20 protein-coding genes are annotated in these 16079 nt (G+C 70.9%); 6 read left to right on the plus strand and 14 right to left on the minus strand.

What is annotated here, in order from left to right:
- Positions 1-42 precede the first annotated feature (42 nt).
- The 4 genes from ACRAWC_RS18825 to ACRAWC_RS18840 form a co-directional block, all read right to left on the minus strand.
- Positions 43-1872, minus strand: a complete 1830-nt coding sequence (locus ACRAWC_RS18825; protein ID WP_431349091.1) for a thiamine pyrophosphate-requiring protein — start codon at positions 1870-1872, stop codon at positions 43-45.
- Positions 1873-1949: 77 nt separating this feature from the next.
- Positions 1950-3578, minus strand: a complete 1629-nt coding sequence (locus ACRAWC_RS18830; RefSeq protein ID WP_431349092.1) for a GMC family oxidoreductase — start codon at positions 3576-3578, stop codon at positions 1950-1952.
- Complete coding sequence (locus ACRAWC_RS18835) at positions 3575-4228, minus strand: gluconate 2-dehydrogenase subunit 3 family protein (protein ID WP_431349093.1); 654 nt, start codon at positions 4226-4228, stop codon at positions 3575-3577. The genes ACRAWC_RS18830 and ACRAWC_RS18835 overlap by 4 nt, the downstream gene beginning before the upstream one ends.
- Entirely contained in the window at positions 4225-4701 is a 477-nt protein-coding gene (locus ACRAWC_RS18840) for a hypothetical protein (protein ID WP_431349094.1), read from the minus strand. Before ACRAWC_RS18840 ends, ACRAWC_RS18835 begins: the two co-directional genes overlap by 4 nt.
- Positions 4702-4859: 158 nt before the next feature.
- Between ACRAWC_RS18840 and ACRAWC_RS18845 the strand changes: the two genes are divergently transcribed.
- Both ACRAWC_RS18845 and ACRAWC_RS18850 read left to right on the plus strand, forming a co-directional pair.
- Positions 4860-4946, plus strand: a complete 87-nt coding sequence (locus ACRAWC_RS18845; RefSeq protein ID WP_431349482.1) for a hypothetical protein — start codon at positions 4860-4862, stop codon at positions 4944-4946.
- Positions 4947-5000: 54 nt separating this feature from the next.
- Complete coding sequence (locus ACRAWC_RS18850; RefSeq protein ID WP_431349095.1) at positions 5001-5786, plus strand: SDR family NAD(P)-dependent oxidoreductase; 786 nt, start codon at positions 5001-5003, stop codon at positions 5784-5786.
- A 122-nt stretch (positions 5787-5908) separates the two neighbouring features.
- Here ACRAWC_RS18850 and ACRAWC_RS18855 read toward each other — a convergent pair whose 3' ends face one another.
- A complete protein-coding gene (locus tag ACRAWC_RS18855; RefSeq protein WP_431349096.1) occupies positions 5909-6301 on the minus strand; it encodes a hypothetical protein in 393 nt (130 codons plus the stop codon).
- A 273-nt stretch (positions 6302-6574) separates the two neighbouring features.
- On the opposite strand from ACRAWC_RS18855, the gene ACRAWC_RS18860 reads away from it, so the two are divergent.
- Positions 6575-6730, plus strand: a complete 156-nt coding sequence (locus ACRAWC_RS18860; RefSeq protein WP_431349097.1) for a hypothetical protein — start codon at positions 6575-6577, stop codon at positions 6728-6730.
- Between the two features lie 10 nt (positions 6731-6740).
- Here ACRAWC_RS18860 and ACRAWC_RS18865 read toward each other — a convergent pair whose 3' ends face one another.
- Positions 6741-6992, minus strand: a complete 252-nt coding sequence (locus tag ACRAWC_RS18865) for a helix-turn-helix domain-containing protein (protein WP_431349098.1) — start codon at positions 6990-6992, stop codon at positions 6741-6743.
- 89 nt (positions 6993-7081) lie between these two features.
- Here ACRAWC_RS18865 and ACRAWC_RS18870 point away from each other — a divergent pair, with 89 nt between their 5' ends.
- Positions 7082-7285 (plus strand): cold-shock protein, encoded by a 204-nt coding sequence (locus ACRAWC_RS18870; protein ID WP_382458966.1) that lies wholly within the window; start codon positions 7082-7084, stop codon positions 7283-7285.
- A gap of 509 nt (positions 7286-7794) precedes the next feature.
- A complete protein-coding gene (locus ACRAWC_RS18875) occupies positions 7795-8283 on the plus strand; it encodes a DUF1992 domain-containing protein (protein WP_431349099.1) in 489 nt (162 codons plus the stop codon).
- A gap of 84 nt (positions 8284-8367) precedes the next feature.
- On the opposite strand, the gene ACRAWC_RS18880 is transcribed toward ACRAWC_RS18875, so the two are convergent.
- The 3 genes from ACRAWC_RS18880 to ACRAWC_RS18890 are packed head-to-tail and all read right to left on the minus strand — an operon-like array spanning position 8368 to position 10306.
- Positions 8368-9087, minus strand: a complete 720-nt coding sequence (locus ACRAWC_RS18880; protein WP_431349100.1) for a hypothetical protein — start codon at positions 9085-9087, stop codon at positions 8368-8370.
- Positions 9084-9719 carry a DUF6114 domain-containing protein gene (locus ACRAWC_RS18885; RefSeq protein ID WP_431349101.1) on the minus strand — a complete coding sequence of 212 codons (636 nt, stop codon included), beginning with the start codon at positions 9717-9719 and terminating at the stop codon, positions 9084-9086. The genes ACRAWC_RS18880 and ACRAWC_RS18885 overlap by 4 nt, the downstream gene beginning before the upstream one ends.
- The gene (locus tag ACRAWC_RS18890; protein ID WP_431349102.1) at positions 9710-10306 is read right to left on the minus strand and encodes a DUF6230 family protein; all 597 of its coding nucleotides are present in this window, start codon (positions 10304-10306) and stop codon (positions 9710-9712) included. The genes ACRAWC_RS18885 and ACRAWC_RS18890 overlap by 10 nt, the downstream gene beginning before the upstream one ends.
- A 165-nt stretch (positions 10307-10471) precedes the next feature.
- On the opposite strand from ACRAWC_RS18890, the gene ACRAWC_RS18895 reads away from it, so the two are divergent.
- Positions 10472-11062: a TetR/AcrR family transcriptional regulator gene (locus ACRAWC_RS18895; protein WP_431349103.1), complete on the plus strand. Its 591-nt coding sequence runs from the start codon at positions 10472-10474 to the stop codon at positions 11060-11062.
- Here ACRAWC_RS18895 and ACRAWC_RS18900 read toward each other — a convergent pair.
- The 5 genes from ACRAWC_RS18900 to ACRAWC_RS18920 form a co-directional block, all read right to left on the minus strand.
- Positions 11059-11388, minus strand: a complete 330-nt coding sequence (locus ACRAWC_RS18900; RefSeq protein ID WP_431349104.1) for a hypothetical protein — start codon at positions 11386-11388, stop codon at positions 11059-11061. The genes ACRAWC_RS18895 and ACRAWC_RS18900 overlap by 4 nt on opposite strands.
- Before the next feature lie 101 nt (positions 11389-11489).
- Positions 11490-12317 carry a DsbA family protein gene (locus ACRAWC_RS18905; protein ID WP_431349105.1) on the minus strand — a complete coding sequence of 276 codons (828 nt, stop codon included), beginning with the start codon at positions 12315-12317 and terminating at the stop codon, positions 11490-11492.
- A 190-nt stretch (positions 12318-12507) separates the two neighbouring features.
- A complete protein-coding gene (locus tag ACRAWC_RS18910; protein WP_431349106.1) occupies positions 12508-13764 on the minus strand; it encodes an alpha-hydroxy acid oxidase in 1257 nt (418 codons plus the stop codon).
- Between the two features lie 10 nt (positions 13765-13774).
- Positions 13775-14488: a FadR/GntR family transcriptional regulator gene (locus ACRAWC_RS18915; RefSeq protein ID WP_431349107.1), complete on the minus strand. Its 714-nt coding sequence runs from the start codon at positions 14486-14488 to the stop codon at positions 13775-13777.
- Positions 14489-14618: 130 nt separating this feature from the next.
- Positions 14619-16064, minus strand: a complete 1446-nt coding sequence (locus ACRAWC_RS18920; protein ID WP_431349108.1) for an MDR family MFS transporter — start codon at positions 16062-16064, stop codon at positions 14619-14621.
- Positions 16065-16079 lie beyond the last annotated feature (15 nt).

Below are 16079 nucleotides of genomic sequence, written 5' to 3' on the forward strand. Positions count from 1 at the left end.
GCGCGTGCTCGGCGGCCGCGTCAGCCCGCCGGCCGGAGTCGGCTAGCGGTCGTCGTCGGTGTCGCGGTGCAGCGCCCCCTTCACCCGTTCGACGCCTTCGGTGATGAGCGACGTGGCCGAGTCCTTGATCGCGCCGAGCCCGTCCGGGTCGCCCTTCAGCAGGGCGAGACCGGTGTTCTTCGCGAACTCGAACGTGATGTGCGGCGGCAGCGGGGGCACGTTCTTGCTGGTGTGCGCGTCGATGACCGTCACGCCGGGGTGCGCGAGCGCGGCATCCCAGGCCGCCTCGATCTGGTCGTCCGAGGTCACCGTGATGCCCTGGAAGCCCAGCAGCTTCGCCCAGCCCGCGTAGTCGACCGACTCGACGTCCTGGGAGGTCGACCAGACCGGGTTGGCATCCTCGGTGCGCATCTCCCACGACACCTGGGTGAGGTCGTCGTTGTGCAGCACCAGCACCACGAAGTTGGGGTTGGACCAGCGCGACAGGTACTTCTTGACGGTGATCAGCTCGTTCATGCCGAGCATCTGGAAGGCGCCGTCGCCGATCGTGCAGACGACCGTGCGGTCGGGGAAGGCGAACTTCGCCGCCTCCGCATACGGCATCGCGGCGAGCATCGTCGCGAGCCGGCCGGAGAGGTCGCCGCGCATCCCGTCGCGCAGCCGGATGTGCTGGCCGTACCAGTCGGCGGTGGTTCCGGCGTCGGCGGTGACGATCGCACCGGCCGGGAGCCGTTTGTTCAGCTCGTGGTAGACCCGGCGCGGGTTCACGCCGTCGTCGTAGTGCTGCTCGGCCTGGGCGGCGAGCTCGTCGTCCCACTCCCGCATGCCGGAGGCGGCCTTCTCCTGCCAGGACAGGTCGTCCTTCTGCGTCAGCAGCGGGATGAGGCCGGCCAGCGTGGTCTTCACGTCGCCCCAGATGCTCACATCGGTGGGGTAGCGGAGACCGAGCTGCTCGGGCCGCAGGTCGATCTGCACCGCCTTCGCCTGGCCGGTCTTCGGCAGGAACTGGCCGTACGGGTAGTTGGTGCCGAGCAGGACGAGCGTGTCGCAGTCCTGCATCTGCTCGTAGCTGGGCCGCGAGCCGAGGAGGCCGAGCTGCTGGGTGTGGAACGGCACGTCTCCCGGAACGACCTGCTTTCCGCGCAGGGTCGTCATCAGTCCGGCGCCGGTCAGCCGGGCGGCCGCGAGGACCTCCTCCGTCGCCCCGACCGCGCCGTGCCCGACCAGGAAGGTGACGCGCTCGCCGGCGTTGATGATGTCCGCGGCCGCTCGCAACTGCTCGGGAGGCGGCGCGATCGCGGTCGACGGCGGCACGGCGCTCGACCGGGACACCCACATCTCGGCGCCGGGAGCCGCCATCTTCATCCCCTGCACGTCGTGCGGCAGGATGACCACGCACGGCTGCTTGCGGGTGATCGCCGTGCGGAACGCGGTGTCGATCACAGCCTGCGCCTGCTCCGGCGACACGATCGTCTGCACGTACTCCGCGACATCGGAGAAGGCCTGCTCGAGCTTGCTCTCCTGCTGGTTGAACGTCCCGAACGAGTTGAGCCCCTGCTGGCCGACGATCGCGACGACGGGCTGGTTGTCCATCTTCGCGTCGTACAGGCCGTTCATCAGGTGGAAGCCGCCCGGGCTGGAGGTCGCGATGCAGACGCCGACCTCACCGGTGAACTTCGCGTGCGCCGTGGCCATCAGGGCGCAGATCTCCTCGTGCGTCGGGCGGATGTACTCCAGGCCTTCGCCGGCGCGCTCGGCCTTGCCGAGCATCCCGTCGAACTCGCCGATGCCGTCGCCCGGGAAGGCGAACACGCGCCGCACGCCCCACTCCCGCAGCCGTCCGATCACGAACTCGCTGACTGTCGTCGCCATGTGTCTCTCTCCTTCAGTCGTTGTTCCGGCCTTCAGTCTTCAGTCGTTGTTCCGGCCTTCAGCCGTCGCGCCCGGCTTCAGTCCTTGCGCGCGATGAGGCGGTCCGCCGCGCGCGCGGCGACCGCCATGATGGTGAGGGCGGGATTGGCGCTGCCCTGGGTCGGCAGCACGCTCCCGTCCGTGATGAGCAGGTTGGGGACAGCGAACGTCCGGCAGTCGGCGTCCACGACCCCGTGCGTCTCGTCCGCGCCCATGCGTGCACCGCCGACGAGGTGGGCGTAGCGCTGCACGGTCATGGTCTCCTGCGCGCCCGCCGCCTCCAGGATGCGCTCCATCGTCGCCTGCGCGGCCTTCGCCAGGGCGCGGTCGTTGTCGCACTGCGAGTAGGCGAAGTGCGCGATCGGGAGGCCGTAACGGTCCTTCTCGTCGGCCAGCGTGACGCGGTTCTCCGCCTGCGGCAGGAACTCGCAGAGCGCGCCGAGGCACGCCCAGTGCACGTAGTCGGACATGGAGCGGCGGAGGTCGGCGCCCCAGTGCCCCTGCGCCATGACGTGCTCCGCCCAGGTGATCGGCAGCGGCGAGACGGTCTGAATCGAGTAGCCGCGCTTGTAGGGCTTGCCCGGGTCGGTCTCGTAGAACTCCTCCGTGCTCACCTCGGGAGGCGGCGCCTTCCACATCCGGATCTCCTGCTCGAAGCGCCCGGCGGTCTGCGGCGCGCCCTGCACCATGAGGTAGCGGCCGACGAGGTCGAAGTCGTTGCAGAGCCCGTCCGGGAAGCGCGCCGACGCCGAGTTCAGCAGCAGCCGCGGGGTCTCGATCGAGTACCCGGCGATCGCGACCATCCTGGCCTTCTGGAAGCGCGGGACGCCGTCCTTCACGTAGTGCACCCCGGTGGCCCGGCCGGTGAACTGGTCGACCTCGATGGAGGTCACCATGCTGTCCGCGCGCACCTCGGCGCCGTGCGCGAGGGCGTCGGGGATGTGCGTGATGAGCGGCGACGCTTTGGCGTTCACCTTGCAGCCCTGCAGGCAGAACCCGCGGTAGATGCAGTGCGGGCGGTGGCCGAACCGGCCGTTCGTGATCGCCACGGGGCCGACCTTCGCCTCGACGCCCGCCGCGTAGGCGCCGCGCAGGAAGGTCTCGCCGTTGCCCGACACCGGATGCGGCCGGTGCGGGTAGCGGTGCGGGTCGCCCCACGGCCAGTCGTCGCCGGCGACAGGGAGCTCGTTCTCGATGTCGTCGTAGAACGGTGCGAGCTCGGAGTACTCCATGGGCCAGTCCGCCCCGACGCCGTCGGCGCTGAGGGTGTGGAAGTCGCTCGGGTGGAAGCGCGGTACGTAGCCGGCGTAGTGCACCATCGAGCCGCCGACGCCGCGCCCGGAGTTGTTCGAGCCGAGCGGCACCGGGTCGTCGCCGCCGATCTGCCGCGGCTCGGTCCAGTAGAGGTGGTGGGAGCCGGCCTCGTCGCTCACCCAGTCCCGCGCCGGGTCCCAGAACGGGCCGGCGTCGAAGGCGACGGCGTCCCAGCCGGCGCGCGCCAGGCGCTGCAGGAGCACGGAGCCGCCGGCGCCGCAGCCGACGATGGCGATGTCGACTTCGTCGCTGTCGGCGAAGCGCCGCATCTGCTCGGTCAGCCGCGGCTCGGCGCGGGAGCCGTCGGGGGTGAGGAGCCAGGCGGAGTCGTTGCGGTCGCGGACGGCGCTCATGACGCTCCCGTCCCGGCCTGCGGGAGGTCGCCGGGCCGGGCGTCGGCGACCTCGAACGGCTCGCGGCGATCGACGCCGAGGTTCTTGTAGCCGCGCGGGTAGGCGGGACCGGCGAAGCCGATCTCGTCCCACGCGGCGGGGTGGCTGTAGAACGCGGTGCACGCGTACCTGGTCCACAGGCTCCAGATGCGCGCCCGGTGGAAGCCGCGCCAGTCGCCGTCGCCGTCCGTGACGTCGGCCAGCAGGGCGACCTGGTCGTCCTCCTCGCACGCGGCGAAGGCCCGGCCGTGTCTCGCGTGGGCCTCCGCGTCGAGCGCGGCCAGGCTGGTCCGCCACGCCACCCAGTCGTCCGGCATCGAGTCGTAGTGCCAGCCGTCGGTCTCCTTCTCGGCGAGCCGCGCATCCACCATCGCCGTCACCGGCACGAGGCGGTCGCCGGGGTGCTGGTCGAGCAGCCGGTCGAACAGCGCGGTCGCGGCCGCTTCCTCGGCGGCGTCGAAGAACCGGATGTCCGGCGGTCGCCCGACGCGTTCGAGCACGGTGGCGCGCGTCGTCTCGTCCCAGGCCGGGGCCTGGTCGAGCACGTGGAAGCCGGGGAAGCGCTCGGGGACCCGGTCGCCCGCGACGTCGCTCTGGTCGGCGGCCGTCACTTCTCGCGCCTCAGGATCGCGGCCAGCAAGCCCATCCCGCCGACCAGGGTCACCAGCAGAGGAGCGAGCAGCGGCGGTCCCATCTCCAGGTTGTAGCGGAGGTTGTGCCAGCCGCCGGGCTTCTGGCCGATGCCGCGGGCGTGCAGGTAGACGCCCTGCAGGCCGTTCGCGACGATCGTCGCCGCGGCGATCGGCAGCGCCGTCTTGGCGGCCGTCTTGCTGAAGAACCCGGCGATGCCGGCGACGGCGCCGATCGGCCCCAGGATCACGGGAGCCCACATCCAGCGGTTGCCGAAGCTCGCCTTGTCGTGCTCGAAGTAGATCTCGGCGGCGGTCACCACGGCGCCCGCAGCGGTCAGTCCGGAGAGGGAGCGTTCGAAGCGCCCGGTCTCCACGTTCTTCACCAGGTGGTCGATCCCGCGGACCGGCTCGCGTCTCCACAGTGCCGCCGCTCTGCGCTTGATTCCCGTCACATCGTCTCCGTCCGGTTGCGTCCCTGCAAGCGTTCCACCGTGCTGTCGGGAGGTGAAGTGGTCCTGACGGCCTTCTCAGGGACGGCCGGCGGGGCGCGCCCGAACCCGGCTGCCTACCGTCGCGGCCGGCGTCTTCCTGGGCAGGGCATCGGCCGTTCCTGCGGCCGGACGGGCACGTCGCGTGGATCGGGGAGGTGCCGGCGGAGTTGGATGCGGCGCTGCGGAGGTGGTTCGGGGCGGAGTGACGCCGACCGATCCGCTCTGGCCGGGGCCGCCCGGGAGGCAGTAGGTTGCCACCCGTGGACCTCCGACTGAACGACACCCGCGCCGTCGTCACCGGCGCCAGCCGCGGCATCGGACTGGCAGCCGCCCGCGCCCTCCTCGACGAGGGCGCCACTGTGATCGGCGTGGCGCGCACTCCGACCGACGAGTCGCGGGAGCTGGAGGCCTCGGCCGGCTTCCGCTTCCACCCCGCCGACCTCTCCGACCCGGACGGTATCGCGCGGTTGCGCGACGAGCTCGCCGGCGGCCCGGGAGGCCGGGTCGACATCCTCGTGAACAACGTCGGCTCCGCACCGCCGCGTCCAGGAGGGTTCGCCTCCATCACCGACGACGACTGGCTGCGCACCTACGAGCTCAACGCGCTCGCCGCGGTGCGCGTCACTCGCGCGCTGCTCGATCTGATCCCCGACGGGGGCGCCGTCGTGAACGTCGTGAGCGAGAACGCGATCCTCGCCGACCCGCTGGTGATGGACTACAGCGCGGCCAAGGCGGCGCTGCTGAGCTTCACGAAGTCGCTGTCGAAGGAGCTCGGGCCGCGCGGGATCCGCGTGAACTCGGTCAGTCCGGGTCCGGTCGCCACGGCGCTCTGGCTGGGCGCCGGCGGCGTGGCCCAGACGGTGTCGGCGGCCGGCGGGGGCAGCCCGGAGGAGGTGCGGCACGGCGCCGAGCAGGCGATGGTCACCGGCCGGTTCACGACGCCGGAGGAGGTCGGCGCGCTGGTGGCGATGCTGGCCAGCCCGGTCCTCGGCAATCTGACCGGGTCGGACGTGGTGATCGACGGCGGGATGCGGCCGACGATGTAGCGGGCCGCGCCCCGAATTGGGGGACGTCGCGCTGAAGTGGGCGGCCAGGATCGCGACCGCGTGCCGATGCCCGCAGGAGGTCCGTGAGTTCCAGTACGACCCGCTCGCGTGACCCGCGCGCTTCAGCCCGCCAGCGCCTCCGAGTCGAAGTAGCTCTCGTCGAAGCACGCGAGCGCCTCGCCCCAGGTGCCCCCGGCATCCTCGATGGCCCGCGCCTCATCCAGCGCCGCCACCGTGGCGAGCGGGACGGCGAGGCCGTGCTCGGCCAGGTCGAGCACCGACTCGACCGGTTGACCGGGGTCATCCGTCTCGACCGCGGCGAGGTGCTGGTGGACGTCCGGCGCGAGTTCGCGGAGCGCCTCGCCGATCAGGTCGCCGCGCCCGGATCCGTCGGCGTCCCAGGTGAACCGGACCAGACCGTCGGCCGGGAACGCGTACCGATGCCGTTCCCCGGCCGCGGCGACCGCGTGGTCGAGGGCGGCGCGCACAGCGGCAGGGGCGATGATGTCCGTCATAAGGCTCTCCTTCGTGGCGTCGTTGTCAGCGTGATCGGGCCTCGGTGCACCGCCGACCGGCAGCGGGTTCCGTGATTCTGGCACGAGCGGACCACCCCCAGGAAGGGGGCATTCGCGAATGTCGGGAAATTCTGAAGGAACAGTCGCTGTCCTCGAGGTCTCCAGGCTGACGCTGGAAACGCCGTGCGCGGATGGACGCCGTGTCGATCCATGCCCGAACATTGGACGCGGTGTCGATTCTGACGCCGCGGCCACGCGCCTACCATCCTTGACATGACCGCCATCGTCGAGGAAGACCGGACCCGGGTTCACCCCGCAGAGGGAGCGCACACCGGCGCGCCCCTCGGGCTCGGGAGCGCCCTCGGGATCGGCGGACTCGGCGGCGCATTCGTGGCCGACGCCGAGGTCGTCATCCTCGGCTACGACTGAGCGGACCGGCTCAGCGCGCCTCGTCGCCCATCGTCGCCGACACCCCGTGCAGCAGGTCGCCCGGCCGGCACTCCAGCACGTCGGCCAGGAGCACCAGATTCAGCACCGAGGGCATGATCGTGCCCCGCTCGATCCGCCAGAGCGTGTGCTCCTGGAGGTCGGCGCGCCGGGCCAGCTCCTCCAGCGTGAAGAGCAGACGTTCCCGCCGGCCACGGATGTTCTCGCCGATCCGGTCGGCGATCACGTTGCTTTCCGATTGCACGCGATGAATGCTAACAAGCCGTCGGGGAGTAGCCTGGCAGTGCCATGCGCTCGATCGAGCGTACGGAGAAGACAACGAAGGAAGAAACGATGGCTACAGGCACCGTCAAATGGTTCAACGCAGAGAAGGGGTTCGGGTTCATCGCCCCGGATGACGGCAGTGCCGACGTCTTCGCCCACTTCAGCGAGATCTCCTCGCAGGGCTACCGGACGCTCGAGGAGAATCAGAAGGTCGAGTACGACCTCACCCAGGGGCCGAAGGGGATGCAGGCCTCCAACATCCGCCCGCTCTGACACCCGTCGGAGCCGAGAGATCCGGCTTCCGCCCACAGCGATGATATGGGCAGGAAGCCGGGAGATGGCCCGGCCTGAAACGGCCGGGCCATCGCCCACCGGGAACGCAGTACTGCCGCCCGTCCCCATGCGGTTCGGCCTGCCATCCGGTTGCTTAGTGCACACACTATGCGGGCCCTACTGGTTGTCAACCGGGTTGCGGAGCCGATTTCAGCGGGCCGCTGCCTCCAGGGCCAGGATCGCGCGTGCGACTGCGCCGGGGTTCTCCCACGCCGTGAAGCGGCCTCCCTGCGTCAGCCTCGCGAACGAACGGATGTCGGCGTAGCTCTTCTCGCGCCACCGACGTGCGGCCAGGGCCGGCCGACGCTCCCGGCGTAGGCTGGCGGCATGGCCGACGACAGCCCGCGCTCCGAGCCCGACGCCCGGGTCGAGGCCGCACGCTACCGTCTGCGCCGGGGGCCGAGGCGCGCGGCGAAGAGGTCGAGGAGGTCAACGCCGGGCAGCCGACGATGGACCAGCGCGCGCACGTGATCGAGAACGCGATCCAGCAGGCGATCCGCCGCGGCGACTTCGACGATCTGCCCGGCGCGGGCAAGCCGCTGCCCGGGCTCACCGGCACGCACGACCCGGACTGGTGGATCCGCCGCAAGATCGAACGCGAGCAGCTCACCGGCCTCGGTCCGCCTGCGCTCACGCTGCGCACCGAGCACGCCGAGTTCGATGCGACGCTCGACCGGCTCGGCTCCGAGCGGGCCGTGCGCGACCACGTGGCCGAATTCAACCGCCGGGTGGTGGACGCCCGGCGGCAGCTCCAGGGCGGTCCTCCCGTCGTCACGCCGACCCGCGACGCCGACGAGGAGGTCGCGCGCTGGACCGAGCGCCGCAACGCCCGCCTCCGCGCGGCCGAGTCGGCCCGGCGCGCGGAGGCGGAGGCGCTGGCGGCGCTCGGCCGCCGCGAACGCCGTCGCCTTCGCCTTCGCCTTCGCAAGGGACGCTGACCGCGCCGGGCCGGACAGGGGTCGCAACACGCCGCCATCCGGACCGCATGACGGCGTGTTGCGACCCCTCTGCCGAGGGACGGGTCACTCCGAGAGGTGCTGCTTGGTGTTCGTGTAGACGATGGAGTCGGCGGTCGCGCCCACCAGGCCGAGCGTCACGCGCAGGAGCTGCCCGGGCAGCGTGTTGTTCGGCGGCGGGGTGGAGGCGCCGAGGGTGAGCGGCGTGCCGTCCGGGAGGGTCGCGGTCGCCGAATCGAGGTAGACCTGCACGTTGCCGCTCAGCGTCATCGTGTCCGCGGTGGTCAGCAGGACCGGACCGGTCTGCTTCCGCACGTTGAGGCTGAAGCCCTGGATCGTGATGGAGTCCGCCGAGATCTTCAGCACGGGGACGCGGCTGCCGTCCGCGAGCGGGACGGTCACGAGAGTGACGCCCTTGAGGCCCGTGAACGACAGCGAGTTGCTGCCGAGCTGCGCGGGCGGCTGGGTGAAGACGGGAGCTCCGCCGTCCGGCGAGGCCGCCGTCGGCGCGGGGGTCGGGGTCGCTGTGCCGGTCGCCGGCGTGCCCGGCGTGCTCGGGAGGCCGGGCAGCGGCAGCACGGGGGAGGGTGCGCCGGACGACGGGGACGGCGACGGCGTCGGAGACGAGGAGTCGCACGAGGAGAAGATCGGGATGCAGAGGGAGGCCGGAGCCGCCGTGCGCGCCGTGTCGGCCGGCACCGGGGCCGCGCCGAGCCCGGTCAGCGCGCCGGCCAGCGCGAGACCGGCCGCGAGAGCGACGCCGGCGGAGCCTCTGCGGGCCCTCACGCGGTCTCCTCCGCCGTGCTCTCGCCGTCCGGGCCGGCGTCGGTCGCGTCGGCCGGGGCGCCTTCGCGACGCCGTCCGCGCCGGCGGCTCTCGCCGCGCTGCTCGGGCGGCATCCATGCCACCGCGAGCACGCCTCCGACAGTGCTCAGCAGCATCCCGATGAAGAAGCCGCCGAGGTTGACGCCGACGAGCGAGTACACCGCGATGGCCAGTGCGATCACGCCGTAGAAGATCCGGTGCGCGGGCATCGCGATGACGAGTACGCCGAGCAGCAGGAGCAGGACGGGGATGATCGTCGCCTGCAGCCCCTCGATGCCGAGCTGGACGTGGATGCGGCCGATGTCGAGCTGTCCGGAGAAGAACATCTCGATCCCGCCGAGCGCCGTCAGGAGTCCGCCGGTGAAGGGGCGGGCGCGCCGCCAGGCGCGGAAGCGCTGCCGGGCCGTCCGGTCGTCGGTCGGAGCGGCTTCGGCGGGCTCCGCGGCGGCGGGCTCGAATCCGTCCACCGTCTCTTCAGCGTCGTCGGACGTCGTCAGCAGCGCCGACACCTCCGACGACGCGGACTCGTCCTCGGGCATCCCCGCCTCCGGCCCGACCATCGCGTTCCTCGTCCCCGGGCGGCTCAGAAGCATCCCTTCGACCCGTCCGTGAGCTGCACGTGCATGCCGGTGAGCGTGAAGACCGAGGCCTGCGTGCTCCACGCGGTCTGCTGCAGGTGCGAGATGGTCACCGTGTCCGCGTCCTGGGCGAAGTCGCCGGCGCTGCCCTTGGCGGCCGTGTTGACCGTCGAGGCGTCGACGCCGATGCGGATGTTGTGGAACTGGGCATCTCCGCCGAGGTCCGTCATGCCGATCTGGAGGTCGGAGGCACTGGCCGGATTTCCGCCGCCACCCGCCGTGATCAGGATGCCGACCTTGCCGAGCGGCGTGTCCGAGACGACCGACTGGCACAGGTCGGCGAGGGTGGCCGACTTGATGTTGGCGATCGCGACCTGGTGCTGCTTGCCCGCGGTGTCGGGGGCGACGCCGGCGTACTGCGAGAAGCCGGTGCCGTCGAGCTTCGAGGCGCTGATCTGGAACTGGCTGCCGGAGACGGCGAACGAGACGGGGACGGCCCCCTGCGCGACCCCGGTCATCAGCACCGTCGAGACCAGCGCGACGGGCACGGCGGCGAGCACGATGCGTCCGGCGTGGGAGCCGGCGAGCTTACGGAACTTCATCGATCCTCCTGTTCGGGGGCTTGACAGCGACTGTGCGGTCGTTCCCACGACGAGATTAGACGCTATTGACCGTTTGTCAATAGTCGGCCGAATGGGGGACGGAAAGACCGTTCCGGTCCTCGTGGCGCAACTCCCGACGCGTCGGAGAGCGCCTAGGCTCGACGCATGGACACCGATCGGCGCACCCGGCTGACCCCGGACGAGCGCCGGGCCCAGCTCGTCGCGCTCGGGGTCGCGCACCTCGCCGACCAGCCGCTCGACACCCTGACCATCGAGGAGCTGTCGGCGCGGGCCGGGGTGTCGCGCGCCCTCCTGTTCCACTACTTCGGGTCGAAGCAGGGGCTGCACCGGGAGGTCGTCCGCACCGCGCGCGACAGCATGCTGCACGCCACGGAGCCGGTCCCCGCTCTGCCGCCGCGCGAACGCCTGCACGACACCCTGACCCGGATCGTCGCCTTCGTGCGCGACCACAGCGGGACGTTCTACTCGCTGGTGCGCGGCGTCGCGAGCGGCGACGAGGAGGTCCGCGTGGTGATCGAGGAGGCCAGGGCCGAGCAGGCCGAACGCGTCCTCGCCGTGTTCCTCGAGCTCGGCGCAGCGGACACCCCGCTGCTGCGCATCGGCCTGCGCTCCTGGATCGCGTTCGCGGAGGACGTGCTGGTCGCCAGCGCGATCGGCACCGACCTCCCGTCCGGCGACATCGTCGCGTTCCTGGAGCGCAGCGCGAACGGGGTGGTGGAGGCCGTCCCCGCTTAGATGCCTTCCTCGTCGACGTCGTCCTGGGTGAGGACGCCGTCGCCCGGATTCCCCTCCGGATCGTGCTCGTCGTAGTAGGGCTCGGCCTCCCGCGGCTGTCCGCCGGTCGGCCCGTCGTTCCCGTCGCCCGGGCCGTCCCACACGGTCTCGCCGGCCACGCCGTCGTTCGTCACCAGCTCGTCGGCGAAGTCGGCTTCCGCGATCGGGTCGTCCAGCGCGTAGTCGACCTCGCCGTCGCCGGGGTCCACCCAGCCGGCTGTGTCACCGGCGTCGGAGTCGCCGATCTCCGGCTCGTCCGCGCCGTCCTCCGGAATGCGGTCGTCCATGCCCGTCTCCTCTCGTGCGCTCGAGCTTCTCGTGCTCTCCGCCCGTTCGCGCCGAAGGTACACCCGCGCGCGGGGGCGGCAGGAGAGGGGGCCGGAAACGCCTACGGCTTCGGGAAGCTGTACGTGCCGCTCGAGCCGGCGTCCTTGACCGCCGCCGCGACGAAGGCCGCGAACTGCGACGCGTTGGTGAAGCCGCCCTGGTAGCGCTCGCCGTTCACGAACACGGTCGGGGTGCCGAAGCTGCCGGTCGACGGGTTCTTGAGCTGCGAGTTCGACACCGCGTCGTTCGTGCGGTCGGTGACGAACTTCGAGAACGTCTGGTCGTTCACGCATTTGGTGATGTCCGACGAACTGACCCCGTTGCTCTTGAACAGGGACAGCATCTTGGCGTTCGTCAGCCCCGACCCGGTCTGCTCGTTCGGCTGGTTGGCGAACAGCACGCTGTTGAGGTCGAAGTACTTGTCCGGCTCGTAGTTCGCCACGCACGACATCGCCGCCGCGGCGCGGGTCGAATACTGGTTGTTGGTGCTGGAGTCGAGGATCGCGATCGGGTGGATCTCGAGCGTCGCCGAGCCGTCCGACATCCACTGCTTCATCTGGGAGGAGTTCGTGGTCTCGAACTGGTCGCAGTACGGGCACTGGTAGTCGAGCCAGATCTGGATGTGCGCGGTCTTGCCGTCGAGCGTCTGCTTCGTCGGCGTGGGCTTGGCGCCGGGCGCGATCGCCGGCGTCGTGACCGCCTTGTCGGCCTGGGTCAGCAGGATGCCGCCGCTGAGCATGTTCTTCGGGTTGGCGACGCTGCTGGTCCCGCCGACGGTGGTGAAGATGACGACGCCGATGATCGCGAGCACCGCGATGATGCCGACGATCACCGAGCTCTGGACGACGATCTTGCGCCGCTTGGCCTTCTTCGCGGCCTCCTCGCGCATGCGGCGAGCGGTCTCGCGCGCCTCGGCTCGGCGATCGTTCTTCGTCGGGGTCGCGGCGCCTCTGCCCGTAGCAGCCATTCAGGTCATTCCATTCGAGAAAGTGGGACGGTATCCGAGAAGCAAGCGTATGGGCAAAAGCTTTGGATGCGCCGAGCGCCCGCTGGAGTTCGGGCGGATCCGGCCGGGCGCGTCAGACCCGCGCCGTCGCGCCGGGGGACGCGACCGGGACGAGGCGCTGGAGCTGCGTCACATGCGCCGGCGTCAGGTCGGCGAGGGTCGGCACCTCCAGGAGCTTCATGGTGCGCACGATCTGGTCGCCGAGGATCTGGATGGTGCGGTCGACGCCGGCGCGGCCGCCCGCCATCAGCCCATACAGGTAGGCCCGTCCGATCAGCGCGAACTTCGCGCCGAGCGCATAGGCGGCGACGATGTCCGCGCCGTTCATGATGCCGGTGTCGATCGCGACCTCGGTGCGGTCGCCGACCGCCTCCACGACCTTCGGCAGCAGGTGGAAGGGGATCGGCGCACGGTCGAGCTGGCGGCCGCCGTGGTTGGAGAGCACGATGCCGTCGACGCCGAGGTCCACGAGCTTCCGGGAGTCCTCCACGTTCTGCACGCCCTTGACGACGATCTTGCCCGGCCACATGCTGCGGATGATGTCGAGGTCGGCGAAGCTGATCGACGGGTCCATGGCGGAGTCGAGCAGCTCGCCCACCGTGCCGCCGGTGGAGGACAGCGACGCGAACTCCAGCTTCGGCGTGGTGAGGAAGTCGTACCACCACCACGGCCGCGGGATGGCGTTGACGATGGTGCCCAGGGTGAGTTGCGGGGGGATGGAGAAGCCGTTGCGCTTGTCGCGCAGGCGTGCGCCGGCGACCGGGGTGTCGACAGTGAAGAACAGGGTGTCGAACCCGTTCGCGGCGGCACGGCGCACCAGCTCGTAGGAGATCTCCCGGTCGCGCATCACATAGAGCTGGAACCAGTTGCGTCCGTTGGGGTTGGCGGCCTTCACACCCTCGATGGAGGTCGTGCCGAGCGTCGAGAGGGTGAACGGGATGCCGGCCGCGCCCGCGGCTCCCGCTCCGGCGACCTCGCCCTCGGTCTGCATCAGGCGGGTGAAGCCGGTCGGCGCGATCCCGAACGGCATCGCCGACGGGCCGCCCCAGATCTCGCACGAGGTGTCGACCGTGGACACGTCGCGCAGGATCGACGGGTGGAACTCGATGTCCTGGAACGCCTGCCGCGCGCGGGCCAGCGACAGCTCGCCCTCCGCGGCGCCCTCGGTGTAGTCGAAGGCGGCCTTCGGCGTGCGGCGCTTCGCGATCGCGCGCAGGTCCTCGATCGTGAGCGCGGCGCTCAGCCGGCGCTTCTTCGCGTCGAACTCGGGCTTCTTGAAGGACATGAGCTCGAGCAGCTCGGCGGGCCTGGGGAGTTGGCGGGTGACCATGTTCGTGTGCCTAACGTGCGTCGGTGGACAGGGTGTGTGCGTCGCGGTAGTAGCCGCTGATGTGGTCGTGGATGCGGGTGCGCGCCGCCGTCGGGTCGCCGGCGTCGATGGCGTCGATCACGCCGCGGTGCTCGGCGCGGAGCCGGGCGGCCATGACCTCCCACTCGGGGATGCGAGCGGCGCCGGCGAGCACATAGCCCTCGATCGAGCTGCGGAGGCCGGCCATCGTCGTGGCGACGACCGTGTTGCCGGCCGCCTCCGCGAGGGCGAGGTGGAACTGCGCGTCGAGCGCCAAGAACTCCTGCGCGGTGAGGGCGGTGTCGTCCATCGCGTCGAGGAGCTGCCGGGCGTCGGTCAGGTCGGCGGACCCGCGCTCGGCGAGCTCGCCCGCGACCGACGACTCCAGCAGCAGTCGCGTGCTGACCACGTCGGCGACCGGGAACCCGCTCGCGGCGACCTGGAGGCGCATCAGCGCCTGCATCCCGCCGAGCGGTCGCGCCACGATGATCGCGCCGGAGCTCGGCCCCGACCCGGTCTGGGTGCGGATCAGGCCCATCGCCTCCAGCACCCGGATCGCCTCGCGAACGCTGGAGCGGGCGACGCCGAACTCTGCGGACAGCGCGCGCTCGGGCGGCAGGTGGTCGCCGGGCCGCAGCCGGCCGTCGACGAGGCGCTCCTCGATGCGGGCGAGCACGCTCTCCCACGCCTTCGGCTCCGTCGTCATGACGCTGGCTCCTCCTGTGGTCGGACCATATGGTCAGACCACACATTACCAGCACGCAGCAGAGGGGTCGCAACACGCCGTCATCGCACCGGGATGACGGCGTGTTGCGACCCTCTGCGGAGGTCGTGGGTCAGTCGGCGGCGGCCGGCGCGCGCCCGAACTCGACGTCCTCGACGCGCGAGCGCGGCATCGCGACGCCTGCCACGATGGTCAGCGCCGCGACCACGGCCACCGCCGTGAAGACCGCGGTCGACGCGCCCTGCACGGCCGCGGGCGAGTGCGCGCCGCCGGTGCTGGAGAGGATGATCGCGTTCGCGATCGCGCCGAAGACCGCCACGCCGACCGCGCTGCCGATCGAGCGCGCGAACATGTTCGTCCCGGTGACCACGCCGCGCTCGCTCCAGGACACGCTCGACTGCGCCGCGATCAGCGTCGGAGTCGCCACGAGGCCCATCCCGAGCCCGACGACGAAACAGCTCACGGCCACGAACAGCACGCTCGGGTGCACACTCGTCGCGGCCAGAATGATGGTCCCGACGATCGCGATGCCCGTGCCGAGCAGGGCCGTGCTGCGGAATCCGATCCGCAGATAGAACCGTCCGGAGATGCTGGCCGCGATCGGCCAGCCGAGCGTCAGCGCGGCGACCGCGAGGCCGGCGACCAGTGGGGGAGCCCCGACCGTGGCCTCCAGATAGGTGGGGACGTACGAGGTGAGGCCGATCAGGATGGCGCCGATCCCGAGTGAGACGAGCGTGGTCGTGACCAGCAGCCTGCGCGAGAACACCCACAGCGGCATGACCGGCTCGGCCGCGTGGCGCTCGACGAACGCGAAGGCGACCAGCAGGAGGGCGCCGAGCGCGAACGCGCCGATGCTCCAGACCGAGTCCCACGCCCAGGCCTGGCCGCCCTCCAGCACCGCCAGGATGAGCAGCGACATCCCGGCGGTCAGCAGAACGGATCCCGCATAGTCGATGCGGTGCTTCTTCCGCTCGATGCTCTCGTGGAAGCTGCGGATCAGCATCCACGCCGCCAGGATGCAGAGCGGCACGTTGACGAAGAAGATCCACCGCCAGGACAGGAACTGCGAGAACAGCCCGCCGAGCGTCGGACCGACGACCGAAGAGATCGCCCAGACGCTCGCGAGGTAACCCTGCGTCTTCGCGCGCTCGGCGACCGTGTAGATGTCGCCGGCGATCGTCATCGACATCGGCTGGATAGCGCCGGCGCCGAGCCCCTGCAGGGCGCGGAACGCGATGAGCGCCGGCATGCTCCAGGCGAACCCGCAGAGCACCGAGCCGAGGAAGAACAGCCCGATGCCCGCGAGGACGATCGGCTTCCGCCCGACCGTGTCGGAGAGCTTGGCGTAGACCGGCACGGAGACCGCTTGCGCCAGCAGATAGATGGAGAACAGCCACGGGAACGAAGCGAAGCCGCCCAGGTCGCGCACGATCGAGGGGACAGCGGTGGCGAGGATGGTCGCGTCGATCGCGACCAGTCCTGTCGTCAGCATGAGTGCGATCAGGATCGGTCCGCGTTCGGAACGGAAACCGACGCTCGCCCGGGAGATTTCGTTCATCCCTGTGAACAACAG

The organism is Leifsonia sp. L25, from assembly GCF_050632895.1.